The 19,199-nt window shown below is 51.2% G+C and carries 18 protein-coding genes and 1 other RNA gene; 11 read left to right on the top strand and 8 right to left on the bottom strand.

Features of this window, described 5'->3' with window-relative positions:
- Positions 1-9 precede the first annotated feature (9 nt).
- Positions 10-588 carry an RNA polymerase sigma factor RpoE gene (rpoE, locus tag ACPUC7_RS17960; RefSeq protein WP_007886161.1) on the bottom strand — a complete coding sequence of 193 codons (579 nt, stop codon included), beginning with the start codon at positions 586-588 and terminating at the stop codon, positions 10-12.
- 441 nt (positions 589-1,029) lie between these two features.
- Between rpoE and nadB the strand changes: the two genes are divergently transcribed.
- Positions 1,030-2,649 carry an L-aspartate oxidase gene (gene nadB / locus ACPUC7_RS17955; protein ID WP_494923926.1) on the top strand — a complete coding sequence of 540 codons (1,620 nt, stop codon included), beginning with the start codon at positions 1,030-1,032 and terminating at the stop codon, positions 2,647-2,649.
- Here nadB and trmN read toward each other — a convergent pair.
- The gene (gene trmN / locus ACPUC7_RS17950) at positions 2,634-3,383 is read right to left on the bottom strand and encodes a tRNA(1)(Val) (adenine(37)-N(6))-methyltransferase TrmN (RefSeq protein WP_494923925.1); all 750 of its coding nucleotides are present in this window, start codon (positions 3,381-3,383) and stop codon (positions 2,634-2,636) included. The genes nadB and trmN overlap by 16 nt on opposite strands.
- A gap of 141 nt (positions 3,384-3,524) precedes the next feature.
- On the opposite strand from trmN, the gene srmB reads away from it, so the two are divergent.
- Positions 3,525-4,853, top strand: coding sequence for an ATP-dependent RNA helicase SrmB (gene srmB / locus ACPUC7_RS17945; protein WP_343554780.1), 1,329 nt, complete (start codon positions 3,525-3,527; stop codon positions 4,851-4,853).
- Between the two features lie 198 nt (positions 4,854-5,051).
- Here srmB and grcA read toward each other — a convergent pair whose 3' ends face one another.
- Entirely contained in the window at positions 5,052-5,435 is a 384-nt protein-coding gene (gene grcA / locus ACPUC7_RS17940) for an autonomous glycyl radical cofactor GrcA (RefSeq protein ID WP_343554779.1), read from the bottom strand.
- Positions 5,436-5,699: 264 nt separating this feature from the next.
- Here grcA and ung point away from each other — a divergent pair, with 264 nt between their 5' ends.
- Positions 5,700-6,377 (top strand): uracil-DNA glycosylase, encoded by a 678-nt coding sequence (gene ung, locus ACPUC7_RS17935; protein ID WP_494923924.1) that lies wholly within the window; start codon positions 5,700-5,702, stop codon positions 6,375-6,377.
- Positions 6,378-6,422: 45 nt separating this feature from the next.
- Here the strand turns inward: ung and grpE are convergent, their stop codons facing one another.
- Complete coding sequence (grpE, locus tag ACPUC7_RS17930; RefSeq protein WP_494923923.1) at positions 6,423-7,001, bottom strand: nucleotide exchange factor GrpE; 579 nt, start codon at positions 6,999-7,001, stop codon at positions 6,423-6,425.
- A gap of 122 nt (positions 7,002-7,123) precedes the next feature.
- Between grpE and nadK the strand changes: the two genes are divergently transcribed.
- From nadK to bamE, 3 genes are all read left to right on the top strand, one after another.
- Positions 7,124-8,002, top strand: coding sequence for an NAD(+) kinase (gene nadK, locus ACPUC7_RS17925; RefSeq protein ID WP_343554776.1), 879 nt, complete (start codon positions 7,124-7,126; stop codon positions 8,000-8,002).
- Positions 8,003-8,087: 85 nt separating this feature from the next.
- Entirely contained in the window at positions 8,088-9,749 is a 1,662-nt protein-coding gene (gene recN / locus ACPUC7_RS17920) for a DNA repair protein RecN (protein ID WP_494923922.1), read from the top strand.
- 187 nt (positions 9,750-9,936) lie between these two features.
- Positions 9,937-10,284, top strand: coding sequence for an outer membrane protein assembly factor BamE (bamE, locus tag ACPUC7_RS17915; protein ID WP_494923921.1), 348 nt, complete (start codon positions 9,937-9,939; stop codon positions 10,282-10,284).
- Positions 10,285-10,335: 51 nt separating this feature from the next.
- Here the strand turns inward: bamE and ACPUC7_RS17910 are convergent, their stop codons facing one another.
- Positions 10,336-10,626, bottom strand: a complete 291-nt coding sequence (locus ACPUC7_RS17910; protein ID WP_494923920.1) for an RnfH family protein — start codon at positions 10,624-10,626, stop codon at positions 10,336-10,338.
- Complete coding sequence (locus ACPUC7_RS17905) at positions 10,619-11,053, bottom strand: type II toxin-antitoxin system RatA family toxin (protein WP_494923919.1); 435 nt, start codon at positions 11,051-11,053, stop codon at positions 10,619-10,621. The genes ACPUC7_RS17910 and ACPUC7_RS17905 overlap by 8 nt, the downstream gene beginning before the upstream one ends.
- A 159-nt stretch (positions 11,054-11,212) precedes the next feature.
- On the opposite strand from ACPUC7_RS17905, the gene smpB reads away from it, so the two are divergent.
- From smpB to ACPUC7_RS17890, 3 genes are all read left to right on the top strand, one after another.
- Positions 11,213-11,695, top strand: coding sequence for an SsrA-binding protein SmpB (gene smpB / locus ACPUC7_RS17900; RefSeq protein ID WP_494923918.1), 483 nt, complete (start codon positions 11,213-11,215; stop codon positions 11,693-11,695).
- Positions 11,696-11,739: 44 nt separating this feature from the next.
- Positions 11,740-12,102, top strand: a transfer-messenger RNA (tmRNA) gene (gene ssrA / locus ACPUC7_RS17895).
- 167 nt (positions 12,103-12,269) lie between these two features.
- Positions 12,270-13,124 carry a PA4780 family RIO1-like protein kinase gene (locus tag ACPUC7_RS17890; protein WP_494923917.1) on the top strand — a complete coding sequence of 285 codons (855 nt, stop codon included), beginning with the start codon at positions 12,270-12,272 and terminating at the stop codon, positions 13,122-13,124.
- Here the strand turns inward: ACPUC7_RS17890 and ACPUC7_RS17885 are convergent.
- Positions 13,091-14,008: a LysR family transcriptional regulator gene (locus tag ACPUC7_RS17885; RefSeq protein ID WP_494923916.1), complete on the bottom strand. Its 918-nt coding sequence runs from the start codon at positions 14,006-14,008 to the stop codon at positions 13,091-13,093. The two genes, ACPUC7_RS17890 and ACPUC7_RS17885, sit on opposite strands and share 34 nt — an antisense overlap.
- Positions 14,009-14,116: 108 nt before the next feature.
- Here ACPUC7_RS17885 and ACPUC7_RS17880 point away from each other — a divergent pair, with 108 nt between their 5' ends.
- Together ACPUC7_RS17880 and ACPUC7_RS17875 are read left to right on the top strand one after the other, a co-directional pair.
- Positions 14,117-15,430 carry a serine hydrolase domain-containing protein gene (locus ACPUC7_RS17880; RefSeq protein ID WP_494923915.1) on the top strand — a complete coding sequence of 438 codons (1,314 nt, stop codon included), beginning with the start codon at positions 14,117-14,119 and terminating at the stop codon, positions 15,428-15,430.
- 180 nt (positions 15,431-15,610) lie between these two features.
- Complete coding sequence (locus ACPUC7_RS17875; protein ID WP_494923914.1) at positions 15,611-15,967, top strand: KPN_00521 family repetitive protein; 357 nt, start codon at positions 15,611-15,613, stop codon at positions 15,965-15,967.
- A 168-nt stretch (positions 15,968-16,135) separates the two neighbouring features.
- On the opposite strand, the gene mgtA is transcribed toward ACPUC7_RS17875, so the two are convergent.
- Positions 16,136-18,859 carry a magnesium-translocating P-type ATPase gene (gene mgtA / locus ACPUC7_RS17870; protein WP_494923913.1) on the bottom strand — a complete coding sequence of 908 codons (2,724 nt, stop codon included), beginning with the start codon at positions 18,857-18,859 and terminating at the stop codon, positions 16,136-16,138.
- Between the last annotated feature and the right edge of the window lie 340 nt (positions 18,860-19,199).

Genomic DNA, 19,199 nt, shown 5'->3' with positions numbered 1-19,199 from the left:
TAGCCGTTATCACTGACGTTGGATAAGCGGTTGAACTTTATTATCAATAGCCTCTCGTGCTCGGAAGATACGCGAACGTACGGTACCGACCGGGCAATCCATGATGACGGCAATCTCTTCGTAACTCAGTCCATCCAATTCCCTGAGGGTGATGGCCATACGAAGATCTTCGGGAAGCGCCTCAATGGTGCGAAAGACGATTTGTTTCAGTTCCTCAGACAACATTAAGTTCTCAGGGTTCGAAATTTCTTTCAGTGCACCTGCACTTTCGAAGTTTTCCGCATCAATCGCATCCACATCGCTGGATGGCGGACGACGCCCCTGAGCAACCAGATAATTTTTTGCTGTATTGACCGCAATGCGGTACAGCCATGTATAAAAGGCGCTGTCGCCACGGAATGACTCCAGTGCGCGATACGCTTTAATAAAGGATTCCTGAACCACATCAGGCACATCGCCTGAGGGAACATAGCGTGAAACCAGGCTCGCCACTTTATGCTGGTATCGAATCACCAGTAAATTAAAGGACTTTTGATCTCCCTTCTGAACCCGCTCAACGAGAACCTGATCCGTTAACTGCTCGCTCATCCGAGGTAATATCTCCCCAAAACTTTTTTATGCGTAAGTGAACTGCCAGCACATCTCATTGTTCTGAGCAAGCATGCGCTTAGAGTGATCTGTTGGCCTGAAGTTCACTACGACCAGAATTTTTCCGTATCGGAACCACGACATCATTGTTGTTGATTGTCTTTCAGTGTAGCGACTTGCCACGCTGGTGGTGTCTTTTGCGGCACCGATAATCGCTGGCAGAGTACCTTATGACGCGGTCATTTTCACCTTTATTACCTGAATTTTCAGAGTGTTTGATATAAAAAACACATTCTGCTTCTTTTAAGCGTTAACTGACTGATATCACGTCACAAACTGTTTGTGGTGCGCTTTTTTTCTGCACTCTTTGTTCAAAATACTTCACAGCATCCCCATCCGGGCTTATGCTCAAGTCACCTTTTGTTTAGTAAATTAAACATCATGACTTCTCTTCCTGACTATCAGTGTGATGTACTCATCGTCGGCAGCGGCGCGGCCGGTTTATCGTTAGCGCTGCGCTTAGCGCCGCATTATCAGGTTACCGTGCTGAGTAAAGCGCAGGTGAATGAAGGCTCAACGCTGTATGCGCAGGGCGGAATTGCGGCGGTGTTTGACGAAACTGACAGCATCGAATCACACGTAGAAGACACGCTGATTGCCGGTGCAGGCTTATGCGATCGTGAAACCGTGAACTTTATCGCCAGCAATGCGCGCCATTGTGTGCAATGGCTGATTGATAATGGCGTGGCATTTGATAAAGAAACTCACAGCGATGGTGAAGCGCGCTATCACCTCACGCGTGAAGGCGGCCACAGCCATCGCCGCATTCTGCACAGCGCTGATGCCACCGGGCGCGCGGTTGAAACGACCTTAGTCAGCCAGGCGCTGAGTCATCCTAATATCCGCATCATCGAACGCACCAACGCGGTGGATTTGATTCTCTCCGACAAACTCGGCTTGCCCGGTAAACGTCGCGTGGTCGGCGCGTGGATATGGAACCGCAACCGCGAGCAGGTTGAAACCTGCCGTGCACGCGCGGTGGTGCTGGCGACCGGCGGCGCGGCGAAAGTTTACCAATACACCACCAATCCTGACGTAGCCTCGGGCGATGGCATTGCCATGGCGTGGCGCGCGGGTTGTCGCGTGGCCAACCTGGAATTCAACCAATTTCATCCAACCTGCTTGTTCCATCCGCAGGCGCAAAACTTCCTGCTAACCGAAGCACTGCGCGGTGAAGGCGCGTGGCTGCTACGCCCCGATGGCACACGCTTTATGCCCGATTTCGATCCGCGTGCCGAACTTGCCCCGCGTGACATCGTGGCGCGCGCTATCGACCATGAGATGAAACGTTTGGGCGTCGATTGTATGTATCTCGACATCAGCCATCAGCCGGAAAGTTTTATCCGCAGCCACTTCCCGATGATTTACGAAAAGCTGCTGACCTTTGGCCTCGATCTCACCAAAGAACCGATTCCGATTGTGCCCGCCGCGCATTACACCTGCGGCGGCGTGATGGTGGATCAGCAAGGGCGTACCGACGTTGATGGGCTTTATGCCATCGGTGAAGTGAGTTATACCGGCCTGCACGGTGCCAACCGCATGGCATCCAACTCACTGCTGGAATGCCTGGTTTACGGTTGGTCTGCGGCAGAAGACATGATTGCACGCCTGCCGGAAGTGGCCGCAGTCGAACATCTTCCTGCCTGGGATGAAAGCCGCGTCGATGACGCCGATGAACGTGTGGTAATTCAGCATAACTGGCACGAGTTGCGCCTGTTTATGTGGGATTACGTAGGCATTGTGCGCACCACCAAACGGTTGGAACGTGCGCTGCGCCGCATCAATTTACTTCAGCAAGAAATCGATGAGTATTACGCGCATTTCCGCCTCTCTAATAATTTGCTGGAGCTGCGCAATCTGGTGCAGGTTGCGGAGTTGATGGTGCGCTGTGCACTGGAGCGTAAAGAGAGCCGCGGCTTGCACTTTACGCTCGACAATCCTGATCTGCTCGCCGAAGCCTTGCCAACCATCCTGCAACCAGAAGGTTATCTGAATAAGTAGAACTCTTTCACCAGACTGAGCCAGTCAGCCGAATAGCTTTTGTCTTCATCGCGAATGGCGAGACGTTCCTGCAACGTTTCGCCTGCTGTTGGTGAAAAGCCCAACACCAAACGATTTGGCGGACGTTGCGCATACGCGGCGACATCATAGCGATAACGCAAGTGCCAGCCATCTGCTTGCGCCAGTGAAATCAATGCTTCTCCCGCTTCTGCTGGCAGCACCACGCAAAAAATCCCCTCTTCTTCAATGAGCTGTGCGGCACAACGCAGTAAGGTTTGATGATCAAGCGTTGCGGTGCTGCGTGCGGTATCGCGTTCGGCGCTGCTGGAAGCCATGCCCGGCGCGAAGAAAGGGGGATTACTGACGATTAAAGAAAAGCGCTTGTCGCACTGCTCGCTCCAACTGACGATATCGTGATGATGCACCGTGATACGATTGGCCCAAGGCGAAGCGTGAATATTTTCCGCCGCCTGTTGCGCCGCGCTGGCTTCCAGTTCAACGGCATCAATGCTGACTTGCTCTGGCGTGCGTTGCGCCAACATCAACGCAATCAAGCCGCTCCCGCAGCCGATATCGAGGATGCGCCGCGTGTTGGCAACCGGCGCCCAAGCCCCTAGCAACACGCCATCAGTGCCGACTTTCATCGCACAGCGATCGTGCGCCACGAAAAATTGCTTAAAGGTAAAACCATCTTTTCTTAACATCGCCCGCGTTGGCGGTTGGTCCTGAGACATACTTCACTACCATTGAATTTTTTACTGCCGGAAGTGTAACGTGGTGCGGATGGGAATTCACCTGCGCCTGTAATACCTACACAAACAGATGAAGATTATATTCGTTCTGTCTATAATCAGCGCCCCAAACTGAGGTAGACCATGACCGTAACCACATTCTCCGAACTCGAACTTGACGAAAGCCTGCTACAAGCGCTGCAGGAAAAAGGCTTTACTCGCCCGACAGTTATTCAGGCCGAGACCATTCCTGCTGCATTAGAAGGCCGTGACGTTCTGGGTTCGGCACCAACCGGGACGGGGAAAACTGCAGCGTTTTTGCTGCCCGCTTTACAACATTTGCTCGATTTCCCGCGTAAAAAATCAGGTCCGCCGCGTATCCTGATTTTAACGCCAACCCGTGAATTGGCGATGCAGGTTGCCGATCATGCGCGTGAACTGGCAAAACACACCCATCTGGATATCGCCACCATCACCGGCGGCGTGGCGTATATGAACCATGCCGAAGTATTCAGTGAAAACCAAGACATCGTGGTTGCCACCACTGGTCGTCTGCTGCAATACATCAAAGAAGAGAACTTCGACTGTCGCGCGGTTGAAACGCTGATTCTGGATGAAGCCGATCGCATGCTGGACATGGGCTTTGCACAGGATATCGAAACCATCGCCGCCGAAACCCGCTGGCGTAAACAAACGCTGCTGTTCTCAGCAACGTTGGAAGGCGAAAATATTAAAGATTTCGCCGAGCGCCTGCTGAACGAACCGGTGGCCATTGAAGCCGATCCGAGCAAAAGCGAACGTAAAAAGATTCAGCAATGGTATTACCGCGCCGACAACCTTGAGCACAAAACCAAGTTGCTGATTCACTTGCTGAAGCAGCCAGAAGCAGAACGCGTCATCGTGTTTGTGCGTAAGCGTGAACGCTTGCATGAAGTGGTGACCTGGCTACATGAAGCCGGAATTCGCAGCAGCTATCTTGAAGGTGAGATGGTGCAGGTCAATCGTAATGAAGCGATCAAACGTATGAACGATGGTCGCGTCAAAGTGATGGTTGCCACCGATGTTGCCGCGCGTGGTATCGACATTGACGACATCTCGCATGTTATCAACTTCGACCTGCCACGTACCGCCGATATTTATATTCACCGCATTGGGCGTACTGCGCGTGCGGGACGCAAAGGCACGGCTATTTCGCTGGTTGAAGCACACGATCATCTGTTGCTGGGCAAAATTACCCGCTACACCAATGAACCGTTGAAGGCGCGCGTGATTGAAGAACTGCGTCCGGAAAGCCGTGCGCCAAGTGCGAAAGTGACAGGAAAACCGTCGAAAAAAGCCCTTGCGAAGCGTCAAGAGCGCAAAGAGAAAGAAGCTGAAAAGCCGCGCGTTAAAAAGCGTCATCGTGACACCAAAAACATCGGTAAACGCCGCAAGCCAAGCGCGAGCGATGTGCCGGAGTCAGGTGCGGAATAAAACAGCACGCATTGCAATTAATCGCCTCTTTTGGGGCGATTTTTTTGTTTTAAGCGTAGAGAAATCACGTTTTGACGACAAAATTGATTTCAATTCCCTTTCTTACGATTCGCTACTCGATTTTTAAACACAAAAAAGCCGCGCCAATCAATATTGGCGCGGCTTGCATTGCTGTGTGTCTTTTCGTCAGCGCTGCAATTACAGGCTTTCGGTGAATGTACGTGTAATCACGTCACGCTGTTGCTCTGGCGTCAGCGCGTTAAAGCGTACGGCATAGCCGGAAACGCGAATGGTTAACTGAGGATATTTTTCTGGATTGTTAACCGCATCTTCCAGCGTTTCACGACGCAGCACGTTAACGTTCAGGTGCTGACCACCTTCTACGCGTACCTGCGGTTTCTGTTCCAATGGAATTTCACGGTAAGCAATTTCACCCAGATCGCTGATCGCAACCACCTGATCTTCTGAGAAATCACCTTTAGCGCACAAGCAACGTGCTTCGGCTTTTTCATCGTCCAGCAGCCAGAATGAGTTCATGAGCTGAGGATTGTTAGTTTGAGTAATTTGAATGCCGGTAATCATAGTCGGTCTCCAGGGCTTTTACGCCGCCTACCGAGGCAGCGAGGTTCACAACATTTTGAATGCTCTGGTATATCATCGCCGCAAAACAGCCGTTTTGACCTGTATCAATTTTGCTCAACCACACTTCCCACTGCAAAATCTAACAAATTGATTCACAACAAATTTCACCATTAACTTTTTATGTAATTCTTCAAATTATTTTTACCCTTCTGCTCTTGAGCCCGACACGTTAAGCTAGGCGCACTATTTTGCAGGGAGTCAATGATGGCTGAGAAGCTAACCTGGCACGATGTGCTGGCTGAAGAGAAAGAGAAACCTTATTTCGTGGAAACACTGAAAGCCGTCGCTAACGAACGTGCTGCCGGTGTAACGGTTTATCCGCCGCAGAAAGACGTGTTCAATGCTTTCCGGCTAACCGAATTGGGTGACATTAAAGTGGTGATTTTGGGGCAAGATCCCTACCACGGCCCCAATCAGGCGCACGGTTTAGCCTTCTCTGTGCTGCCGGGCGTGGCAACACCGCCGTCATTGCTGAACATGTATAAAGAGCTGGAGCAGGATATTCCCGGCTTTGTGCGTCCACAGCACGGTTTTCTCGAAAGCTGGGCAACTCAGGGCGTGATGTTGCTGAACACGGTGTTAACGGTGGAAGCGAGTAAAGCGCATTCGCACGCGCGCTTCGGCTGGGAAACTTTTACGGACAACGTGATTAGCGCCATTAATCAGCATCGCGAAGGGGTTATTTTCTTGCTGTGGGGTTCACATGCGCAGAAGAAAGGCAGCATTATCGATACTCAACGCCATCATGTATTGAAAGCGCCGCATCCTTCCCCGCTCTCCGCACATCGCGGCTTTTTTGGCAGTAAACACTTCTCACAAGCGAACGCATTGCTCACTCAATCCGGTCAAACGCCGATTGATTGGCTGCCGGTTTTGCCATAAAAACAAACGGCCGCATTAAGCGGCCGTTGTCATCGCAGCAATCTATCAGCCTTTGGCTTTGGTCACTGCCACCATCGCAGGACGCAACAAGCGACCGTTGAGGGTATAACCGCGCTGCATCACCATCAATACATGGTTTGGCGCCATTTCGTCAGATTCCATCATCGACATCGCCTGATGAATTTCCGGATTGAACGGAACGTTGGTATCACCGACCACTTCCACGCCAAACTTGCGCACCGCGCCCAGCAGCGATTTCAACGTCAGCTCGATACCTTCGATCATAGAAGCCAGTTCAGCGTTCTCTTTATCGGCCACTTCCAGCGCGCGCTCCAGGCTATCGATCACTGGCAGCAGCTCGTTGGCGAATTTTTCCAGCGCAAATTTATGCGCTTTTTCCACATCCATTTCGGTGCGGCGACGGATGTTTTCAATCTCCGCCTGTGCACGCAGTTGAGCATCACGCACACCAGTCTGCGAAACCGTTAACTCAGCTTCCAGTTGTGCGATACGCTCGTCACGCGGATCCACCTCAGCGGTTGTCTCTGCGTCCACGTGCTGCTGTTCCTGTTGAATTTCGTCTGAGACTTGCTCGTTTGGGGTGTTCTGTTCTTTACTACTCATGAATTTCTCCGCGTTTTACACATTCATCTCGCTGGTTGGCTTATTATGGGGATCAGTTTGACGGTTTCAAGTAAACCCATCACATTGCCTGGCCGTTTTGGCTTATAAGGAACTCGCGCTAAATGAACAAACACTTTAACTGCATCGGGATTGTTGGCCATCCGCGCCATCCTACTGCGTTAACCACCCATGAAATGCTCTGGCGCTGGCTGACGGCAAAGGGTTATGAGGTGATTGTCGAACAACAGATCGCGCGCGAACTGAACCTAAAGAATGCACAAACGGGCAGCCTGGCTGAAATTGGTCAACGTGCTGATTTAGCGGTGGTCGTCGGCGGCGATGGCAACATGCTGGGAGCCGCACGCGTGCTGGCGCGTTATGACATCAAAGTGATTGGTATTAACCGTGGCAATCTCGGTTTTCTTACCGATCTCGATCCCGACAATGCGCAGCAGCAGCTGGATGACGTGCTACAAGGCGATTACTTCGTGGAAAGCCGTTTCTTGCTGGAAGCACAGGTGTGCAAAGAAGATTGCTCGCCACGCATTGGTAGCGCCATCAATGAAGTGGTGCTGCATCCGGGCAAAGTGGCACACATGATTGAATTCGAAGTCTATATTGACGAAGTTTTCGCGTTTTCACAGCGATCGGATGGCCTGATTATCTCAACGCCGACCGGCTCAACCGCTTATTCCCTTTCAGCAGGCGGCCCAATTTTAACGCCATCACTTGATGCCATTACGCTGGTGCCAATGTTCCCGCACACCCTTTCCGCCCGTCCGTTGGTAATCAACAGTAGCAGCACCATTCGCCTGCGTTTTTCGTCGCTGCGCAGCGATCTGGAAATCAGTTGCGACAGCCAAATTGCCTTGCCGATTCAGGAAGGTGAAGATGTGCTGATTCGCCGCAGCGCCAACCACCTCAACTTAATCCACCCAAAAAATTATAACTATTTTAATACCTTAAGCTCAAAACTCGGCTGGTCAAAAAAATTGTTCTAAAAAACAGCGCAGACATCTTTACTGTATAAAAAACCAGTTTATACTGTATGTAATTACATATCTGTTCTTACATACAGGTGATTCTATGTTGGCACAACTGACCATCAGTAACTTTGCTATCGTTCGTGAACTGGAGATCGACTTTCATCGTGGTATGACAGCGATTACAGGAGAAACCGGCGCAGGTAAATCCATCGCAATTGATGCGCTTGGTCTGTGTTTGGGCGGCCGCGCTGAAGCAGATATGGTGCGTCAGGGTGCTAATCGCGCTGATATTTGTGCGCGCTTCCAATTGAAAGCCTCTCCATCAGCGCAACGTTGGCTGATTGAAAATCAACTGGATGAAGGCCATGAATGCTTGTTACGTCGCGTGATCAGTGCGGATGGACGTTCACGTGGTTTCATTAATGGTACCTCTGTGCCGTTGTCTCAGCTCCGCGAATTGGGCCAACTGCTGATTCAAATCCACGGCCAGCATGCACACCAACTTTTGCTCAAATCCGATCACCAAAAACACCTGCTAGATGCTTACGCTGCGCACGATGATCTGCTCAGCGAGATGCGTCAGCACTATCAACGTTGGCATCAAAGCTGCCGGGCGTTAGCGCAACATCAGCAGCTGTCGCAAGAGCGCGAATCGCGCCGCGAGCTGCTGCAATATCAGTTGAAAGAACTCAATGAATTCGCGCCGCAACTGGGTGAGTTTGAGCAGATTGATGAAGAGTACAAGCGTTTGGCGAATAGCGGTCAATTGCTTTCAACCAGTCAACAAGCGCTGCACATCCTCGCCGATGGCGATGACACTAACTTGCAAAGCTTGCTGTACAGCGCTCGCAATATGCTGGGTGAACTGGTCACACTCGATAACAAAGTCAGTGGTGTGTTCAATTTGCTGGAAGAAGCGGCAATTCAGTTGAGTGAAGCCAGCGATGAATTACGCCACTATTGCGAGCGTTTGGATCTCGATCCTAATCGCCTGCATGAGCTGGAGCAGCGCTTGTCGCGCCAGATCGCTCTTTCGCGTAAACATCACGTTTCCCCTGAAACCTTGCCGGTGCTGTATCAGCAATTACTGGATGAAGCGGAATTGCTGTCGCAACAAGAGAGCGATCAGGAAATCCTGCAAACTGAAGTGGTGGCTCACCATCAGGCCGCGCTACTTACCGCTGAGAAGCTGCATCAATTACGTGAAACCTCTGCGCAAGAGTTAAGCCAGTTGATTACGCAAAGCATGCGTACGCTGTCGATGCCGCACGGCCAATTTGCGATTGTGCTAGAGTTCAATGCTGATCAACTCACCGCCGACGGTGCAACGCGCATCGATTTTCGTGTGACGACTAACCCAGGCCAGCCGCTTCAACCGCTTGGCAAAGTGGCCTCGGGCGGTGAACTGTCGCGTATCGCTTTAGCCATTCAGGTGATTACCGCGCAAAAAATGGAAACGCCGGCAATGATTTTCGACGAAGTGGATGTGGGCATCAGCGGTCCAACAGCCGCGGTTGTCGGCCAAATGCTACGTCAGTTGGGGGAATCAACTCAGGTGATGTGCGTAACGCATCTGCCACAAGTCGCCGGTTGCGGACATCAACACTTCTTCGTTAGCAAAGAAACAGACGGAGCTATGACAGAAACACATATGCAACCATTGGATAAACGTGCGCGCCTGCAAGAGTTGGCGCGTCTGCTGGGTGGCAGCGAAGTCACGCGCAACACGCTCGCGAACGCAAAAGAACTTTTAGCCGCCTGATACCGCACTTTTTTCCAGCCTGGTGGTCATATGCTTGCTCTGTAGAGGTTTCAAATAGCGAAAAGGTTTATTATCATCGGCTGCTAAGTCGCCTGGGTAATAAAGCCTGCCGCAGGCAGAGTTCAGAATTTGATGGCAAAAAAATAGCCTGCTGAAAGGCGTTTGGCCCCAGAAAAGGAATGTATAGATGCGCTGTAAAACGCTGACTGCCGCGGCAGTAGTAATGTTGATGACGACCGCCGGATGTTCCACCCTTGAGCGCGTTGTGTATCGTCCGGATATTAATCAGGGGAATTACCTGGTCGCCAACGATGTGTCGAAGATTCATAACGGCATGACGCAGCAGCAGGTTGCCTACACGCTTGGCACACCGATGATGCATGATCCCTTTGGCAGCAACGTGTGGTATTACGTGTTCCGCCAGGAACCAGGCCATGAAGGTGTTAAACAGCAGACGCTAACACTGACCTTTGACAGCAACGGAACGTTGACCAATATCGACAATAAACCGAAGCTCGCAGGCAAAGAAGGCTAAGTGAAGAACATTAAAAAAGGCGCTCTGGCGCCTTTTTTGTTTACTCGCAAACTACTTTTTGTCTGTTGTTCGTTCCGCTCGTTGACGTCGCAACTCTTTAGGATCGGCAATCAGCGGACGGTAAATCTCAACACGATCACCATCCTGAACCGCGTCAGCCAATTTCACCGGACGGCTGAAAATACCCACTTTATTGATACTCAGATCAATATCCTTGCGCAGTGATAACAAGCCAGATGCCTTTATCGCCTGCTCAACCGTCGCGCCTTCATCAAGTGTTACTGAGCGCAAATATTGCTTATCCGGTAGCGCGTAAACCACTTCCACGTGGAGTTCAGGCACGATAAACCTCTTTCGCGCGCTGGCTAAACGCTTGCACCATGCTATTGGCTAACTCTTTAAAGATGCGACCAAACGCCATCTCAACCAGCATGTTAGTGAATTCAAAATCGAGGCTTAACTCCACCTTACACGCATCATCACCTAATGAAGTGAAATGCCAGCCGCCCGTTAACTTACGGAACGGGCCATCAACCAACTGCATTAAAATGCTTTGGTTGTTGATCAAAGTATTGCGCGTCGTGAAGGTTTTACTGATACCGGCTTTCGAGACATCGACCGCCGCCGTCATTTGGTTTTCACTGTTATCCAGCACGCGACTGCCGGTGCAGCCCGGAAGAAACTCAGGATAAGCATCCACGTCATTCACAAGACGGTACATCTGCTCAGCGCTATAAGGGACCAGCGCTGAACGGCTAATCTGGGCCATAATGGTTCCTGTTCATCACAAAACCGTTGAATAATACCATTTTCGGTCACCAAACAAAAATTCACGGGTTTGCTTGCTGTGCTAAAATGGACTGTTTTTTACTGCCCTGCTGCGCAGGGGATGCGCCCATAAACTGAGTGATGTAGACTACGCCGCACTATGACAAAGAAAAAAGCTCACAAACCCGGTTCAGCCACTATTGCCCTCAACAAACGCGCACGCCATGAATACTTCATTGAAGAAGAGTTCGAAGCAGGTCTGTCGTTACAAGGATGGGAAGTCAAATCACTCCGAGCGGGTAAAGCCAACATTAGCGATAGCTACATTTTGCTGCGCGATGGCGAAGCTTACCTGTTTGGTTCCACTTTCCAGCCGCTGGCGGTTGCTTCAACGCATGTCGTGTGTGATCCGACGCGCAACCGTAAGTTATTGCTGAATCAACGCGAACTTGATTCGCTATACGGCCGTGTGAACCGCGAAGGTTTCACCGTGGTTGCGCTGTCGATGTACTGGAAAAATGCCTGGGCCAAACTGAAAATCGGCGTGGCGCGCGGTAAGAAAGAGCACGACAAGCGTGACGACGTTAAAGAACGCGAATGGAAGATGGATAAAGCGCGTATTATGAAGAATTCAAAGCGTTAAGCACTGGATTCGAACGTCATTTTTCTGTAGTATTGAAATTTCTTGGGGCTGATTCTGGACTCGACGGGATTGTGAAGCCTTAGGAGCATGCCGAGGGGCGGTTTGCCTCGTAAAAAGCCGCAAAAAAATAGTCGCAAACGACGAAAACTACGCTTTAGCAGCTTAATAACCTGCTTTGAAGCCCTCTCTCCCTAGCTTCCGCTCTTAAGACGGGGATCAAGAGAGGTCAAACTCAAAAGAGATCGTGTGGATGCCTTGTCTGGGGTTGAAGCACTAAATCTAATCAGACTAGTTTGTCCGTGGCGTGTCTGTCCGCAGCTGGCCGGCGAATGTAAAGACTGACTAAGCATGTAGTGCCGACGGTGTAGTAATTTCGGACGCGGGTTCAACTCCCGCCAGCTCCACCAAAATTCTTGACCGGTGATTACCAGAGTCATTATGTTAAGTCCTGAAAACCCGCACGGTGAAAGCCTTGCGGGTTTTTTTGTATATGTCACTCTTTGAGGCGAACCGCGTGAATCCAGCGATAGAAAAGTTTGGCGGCTCCTCTGGCTGAAATAAGGTATAAAGCCGCATGAAGATTCCAAACAGAATTCAACCGCTGGTCGATGATGGCCTGATCGACGAAGTGCTACAGCGCCTGAAAAGCGGCAAAGAAGCTGATGTTTACACCGTGTTAAGCGGTGGCAATGTGCAGTGCGCCAAGGTGTATAAAGAAGCTTCACAACGCAGCTTCAAACAGGCGGTGCAGTATCAGGAAGGCCGTAAGGTGCGTAATTCTCGTAACTCGCGCGCCATGCAAAAAGGCTCGAAATTCGGCCGTAAACAGCAAGAAGAATCGTGGCATACCGCCGAAGTGGATGCGTTATTCCGCCTGGCTAACGCAGGTGTTCGCGTTCCACAGCCCTATCTTTGCATTGATGGCGTGTTGTTGATGGAGTTGGTCACCGATGGCGCAGGCGCTGTTGCCCCGCGACTCAGTGATGTGACCTTGACTGAAGAGAATGCCGTTACCGATTTCCACACCATGATCCGCAACATCGTGCGCATGTTATGTGCCGGCATTGTGCATGGGGATTTATCGGAGTTTAACGTGCTGCTGGATGCGCAAGGTCCAGTGATTATCGACTTGCCACAAGCCGTTGATGCCGCGGCGAACAATCACGCCGAATCGATGTTTGAACGCGACGTGAATAACATCACCGAGTATTACGGCCAGTTCGCGCCGCAGTTGCTGCAAACACGGTACGCCAAAGAGATTTGGGCGCTTTACGAGAACGGGAAATTAACCCCAGAAACGCCGCTTACCGGTTTGTTTGTTGAAGAGTTGCACGACGTGGATATGGACTCGCTGCTGGATGAGATCATCACCGCTGAGGATGAGTATTACGAACGTCAACGCGCGGCAAAAGAACGCGATGACGAGTGAGTTCTGCGCCAAATTTCCGGCAAGCTGGCAATGAAAGCTTCAGCAAGCGCCTGTTTATTGCGGCCCGGATTCCACAACGTCACCAAAGTGATGTTTAATCCTTGATTGCCCACTTCCGTATCCAGCGCTTGCACATTACGCCAGCGCTGAGCCTGAAAATGGGTGGGGAGAAATCCCCAACCCGCACCACTTTCTAACTGATGTTGCAAAATGGCGCGATCGTTCACAAATAGCGATTTCCCCGATATTTGCAGACGCCGACTCACCTGCTCATCGTTAACGTGGTGCATCACCAGTTGCGGCACCAAAGACAGATTCAGCAACGTTACCGGCTGAGGGTGATCGCGAAACAGTGATTTGGCGGCATAAAAATTGAGTTCGACGTTACCCAGCGCCTGCCACTCCATCTCATTGCCTAATGTACGATGCTGCGCCTGACAAATCGCAATATCGGCCAATCCATTTTTTAAAGCGGCTACAGCTTGGTCACGCGTCGCGCTCCAGGCACTGAAACGAATGTTTTTCTGCGCCATTTCACTTATCACTGCCTGTAGAAAAGCGAGCGGTACAAACGGATCGTAAACCAGCACCAACTCCTCTTCGATAGCCACGGGCAATCCACGTGCGTACGATTCAAACGCCTGCGCCTGCCGCATGAAAAGATGCGCCTGACGATGCAATTGCTGGCCTTGTTGCGTGAGCAATAATTTGCGTCCTTCGCGTACGAACAGCGTATAACCGAGCGCATCTTCAAGGTAATCCAGCAGATCGCGAATCGTGGTGCGATCTTTCCCCAGTAGCACAGCGGCTTTGGCGATGCTGCCGGTTTCCGCGATGGCGGCAAAGGCTTCAATTTGCGAAAATGAGTAACGTAAAGCAGGCACAATCCACTCCAAAACAATCAGGGGATTTTCCCCCATTGAGTGATTTTATCAGGGGGAGTAACGTTCTTATACTGCTGCGCATTCACTCCTGAAGATGCAGAGACAATAATGAACCAACATCTGTTAAAACCACTGCTGATTGCCGCGACACTGAGCACCATCGCCTTCACCACATCAACTTTCGCGGCAGAACTGATCGATTGTGGCGGCGTTAAACTAGAATCTTGCCCGCAGCCTTTTGATAAAAAACTGCCGGATACACACCAAATGCTGAACTGGAATCAAGCCGATCGCGTGGTGGGATTCCGCAATGATTACCGTAACTATGCTGGCGATGTGTTCCACCATGGCAAAGCCGCACCGTTGCCTAAAGCCAGCAAAACACTCACCTCGGCCTCTTACACGTTCAATGGCAAAAGCTATTCATTGCCTGACTATCTTAAAAGAGAAAATGTCAGCGGTATGTTGGTGCTGAAAAACGGCAAAATCGCCTATAAATATTTAGCCGCAGGTAATACGGATAAGACGTTGTGGACGTCTCGCTCGGTAGGGAAATCCGTGGTCTCAACGCTGGTTGGCATCGCCATCAAACAAGGCAAGATTCAATCTCTCAACGACCTCGTCACCGATTACGAACCCGATCTCAAAGGCACAGCCTGGGATGGCGTAACCTTGAAGCAGTTGATCCAGCACACTTCCGGCGTGGCCTGGAATGAAGATTACGCCAATCCTGACTCTGACTTTGCGCATCTTACGCAGTGTGAAGCGCGTGCTGGCACCTACGATTGTGTGCGCGACATCATCAAGCACTTACATCGCGCACATCCGGCAGGCACAACTTGGTCATACTCATCAGGCGGCGCCTGGCTACTCGGCGATGTGTTAGAAAAAGCCACCGGTATGCCGCTTGCCGCTTACCTGGAAAAAACCATTTGGCAACCTTACGGCATGGCCAGTGATGGCGTCTGGCATGCCTATGAAAAAGGACAGCACGACGTTGGCGCGCACGGCTTTAACGCCACGCTGGAAGATTGGGGACGCTTTGGCCTATTCATTATGAACAGCGGCCGCTTAGCGAATGGTGAACAAACGTTGCCCGACCACTGGCTGGACGATGCCGCTAATTGGACGCAGGCGAAAAATTCAGTATCCGCCGCACATCCAGAAGGCACTTATGGTTATCAATGGTGGAACAACGCGGTTGCCGCTAATGCGCAACACGTTTCGCCTGCTGCCGATCAATCTCTGAAAAATTCACTGTGGGCGTTAGGTATTTATGGTCAGGTGATTATGGTGAATCGTGCAGAAAATCTGGTGATTGTGCAGTGGTCAACCTGGCCACAGGCTGAACCGAAGATGAATGCTCAGCCACTGGAAGCGGCACTGATGTATAGCGCAATTGCGCAGCAACTGGCTGATTAACCAACGAAAGCCGCCGCAGGGTGGCTTTTATTAAAGCAATTTCGGCTTAAAATGCTTTCTGCGAGTTAATTCCCCAGCAAAACTAGAGCTTTTTCATTCCTGGTTTATTCTTAAATCTTTCCATTCCGGCTTATGCCAGGATGATTACCTGAAACGACATATTTCATGAAAGAGGGAATTATGAAAAAGACCATTATTGCACTGTCAGCCATTCTGATGGCTTCTTCGGCTTTTGCTGCCACTACACATGCAACTGATGACACTGTCGCCAACGCGCAAGCTGGCGCGAACACCGCCAAGGAAAAACTGCATCAGGCGCAGAATCAAGGCAAAGAGCAGCAGCTCAAAGCCAAACATGCCGCTGAAGGTAAAAGCGATAGCATGACCAGCAAAGCCAGCGAAAGCACGCAAAAAGCCTGGAACAAAACCAAAGAAGGTTCTGAGAAAGGTTGGGATGCCACCAAAGAAGGCACCCAGAAAGGCTGGAATAAAACCAAAGAAGGTGCCAGCGATCTGAAAAAGAAAGTGACTGAATAACTTTCGCTGCAAAAATGAAAAGGCCGCCATTGCGGCCTTTTTTAATGCTTCAAAGCTTCCTTTAATTCAGCGAAACACCAGCGTTAGCACCACGATGATCACCATCATCAGTATCAGGTGAAACACCACCTTGTTGAGATTACGGTTCCGCATATCGCCTCCTTGTGTTTAAAACCACTGACCAAAGCGCTTGATGTAGAGTGTTTTCATGCCCTGCGCCACCACGCAGTAACCGAACAGCGTCGCCACCAGCCATGGGAAATAAGCCCAAGGCAGCGGCACCAAGCCCACCATGCTTCCCAGCGGTGAGAACGGCAACAAAATGCCCGCGATCATTACACCCGCGGTGGTGAGCAATACTGGCAGCGCCGCGCGACTCTGAATGAACGGAATCTTTTGCGTACGCAGCATATGCACCACCAACGTTTGTGACAGCAAACCTTCAACAAACCAGCCCGACTGGAACAGCGACTGCATTTCTGGCGTATTGGCCGCAAACACATACCACATCACGGCAAAAGTGGTGATGTCGAAAATTGATGACGTTGGCCCAATCCACAGCATGAAACGTTTAATATTCCGCGCGTCCCATTTGCGCGGTTTGCGTAGGAATTCGCGATCCATTTTGTCCCATGGCAACGCCAGCTGGGACAGATCGTACATCAGGTTCTGAATCAGCAGATGAATCGCCAGCATTGGCAGGAACGGAATAAAGGCGCTTGCCACCAACACCGAAAACACGTTGCCAAAGTTAGAACTGGCGGTCATGTTGAGGTACTTGATGATATTGCCGAAGGTTTCACGGCCCTTCATCACGCCCTCTTCCAGCACCATCAAATCTTTTTCTAGCAAGATGATATCGGACGACTCTTTGGCGATATCCGCCGCGCTATCCACTGAAATTCCCACATCCGCATCACGCAGCGCCGGTGCATCATTGATGCCGTCACCGAGGAAACCGACGGTGTGGCCTTGCTGCTGCAACGCACGCAAAATGCGCGATTTCTGCAACGGCGTCAGTTTGGCAAATACCGCACTGCGCGCCGCCGCCTCCGCCAACTGCTCGTCACTCATCACCGCGATCTGATCGCCGGTCAGAATGTCGCCGCTATCAATGCCAACCTGCTGGCAAATACGCGCCGTCACCACCGGATTGTCGCCAGTCAGCACTTTGACACTCACGCCATTGTCGCGCAGTGCGCTAATGGCTTTCGCGGCGCTCTCTTTTGGCGGATCGAGGAACGTCAGCAGTCCTTCAATGGTTAATCCCTGTTCATCTGCCACGCTCAACGCTTGTTGTAAACCCGGTTCCGCCAGTACGCGACTCGCCACCAGCAGCACACGGAATCCTTGCTGATTGTATTGATGTGCCAGTGCCAGCAGCTCCGCACGACGCGTTTCATTCAGTGGCTGGATCAGTTTGCCTTCACGCTCGGCGGTGGCGATGCTCAACATCTCTTCCACTGCACCTTTGCAAATCAGCATTTGTTGATTTAGGCGGCGATCACGTACCACCACAGAAACGCGGCGACGAATGAAATCAAACGGCAGCTCATCCACTTTGGCGTAGTAATCGCCCATATCGTGACTAACGCGATCTTTGCCGTAACGCAGAATCGCCCGATCCATCAGGTTCAGCGTGCCGCTCTGATAATGGCTGTTGAGCCAGCTCAGCATCAACACGCGTGAATTTTCCACGCCGGCGCAATCCAGATGGTGCTCAAGAATGATGTTGTCTTGCGTCAGCGTGCCGGTTTTGTCGGTGCACAGAATATCCATCGCACCAAGGTTTTGAATCGCATTCAGGCGTTTGACGATCACTTTACGCCGTGACATGGCAATCGCGCCTTTCGCCAGATTCGAGCTCACAATCATCGGCAGCATTTCCGGGGTTAAACCCACCGCCACTGCCAGCGCAAACAGTGTGGCATCCAGCCAATCACCTTTGGTTAAACCATTAATCAGCAGCACCACTGGCACCATGACCAGCATGAAGCGGATTAACAGCCAGCTGACGCTATTCACGCCGCGATCAAAAGCGGTTTGTGAGCGGTTACCCACAATCGATTTTGCCAGGCTACCAAAGTAGGTTTCGCCGCCCGTCGCCACCACCACCGCTTTGGCGCTGCCGCTGGAAACGTTGGTGCCCATCAGGCACACGCTGCCTAATTCGAGCAGCGATGTGCCCTGCTCGCTGGCGCCGCTGCTTTTGCTGGTGACATTGCCAGTGACGTCATATTTCTCCACCGGCAAAGATTCACCGGTCAAAATCGCCTGACTGATAAACAGATCGCGTGAGTCCAGCAGGCGTACATCCGCTGGCACCAAATCTCCCGCAGAAAGGTAAATGATGTCGCCCGGCACCAGCGTGGCGATATCCACTTCCATTTTCATCGGTGCAGATTGCGCTGACTCCCGGCGCAGCACCGTCGCGGTGGTGCGCACCATTGATTTCAGCGCCTGCGCCGCTTTGTTAGTACGGAACTCCTGCCAGAAGCGCAGCAAACCGCTGAGCGTTACCATCGTCACAATGATGATGACACCGGTCAGATCGGTCTCCTCGCCATGACGCAGCGGCAGCCAAAAATCGGTGAAAAAGCTCACCAACGCCAACGCCATCAACACATAGATGAAAGGATTGTTGAAGGCTTGCAGCAATTGCAGCAGCGCCGGTGGCGCTTTGTCGTGCTCTACCTGATTGCGGCCATACACCGCTAAACGCGCTTCCGCTTCGCGTTCGTGCAAACCCAGCGCATCGCTGCGCAGACGCACTAAGGTTTCGTCAGCAGTAAAACCGGCTTCATCTTCAATCAGATAGCGCGGCGTTTTTTGGCGTGGCTGGCGAGTGGTATTCCAGGCTTTTTTGTCCTGGTTGAGTTTCATGTCAGTCATGATGACATTCCTCTATTTTACGGCAATAAAAATCCCTGCATGCTGAGCACACAAATTAAATAAACGGCATTACGTTATTAAATTAAAAATAACCTGTCGGGAATTTCCATATCACCTCCCGGAAATTAAAGACGAAAGAAGTCGCTCGTAAAATAACGAGAAATAAATAATGACGATGGAAAACACCGCGCCGTCAGAAGGCGGAAAGCGATCTAACGCGCAGAGCAAATCAGCACGCTGAAGTTCAGCGCGCGCATCGAGGCGGAGGGAAAAGTGCGTTTAAAATCATGTGCATGATGAAATCCCCACGAGCATCAGCCCGTTACAATAAGTTTGTGAG

It is taken from the genome of Pantoea sp. CFCC18179, assembly GCF_059412405.1.
This window is presented reverse-complemented; position numbering and strand designations above follow the sequence as displayed.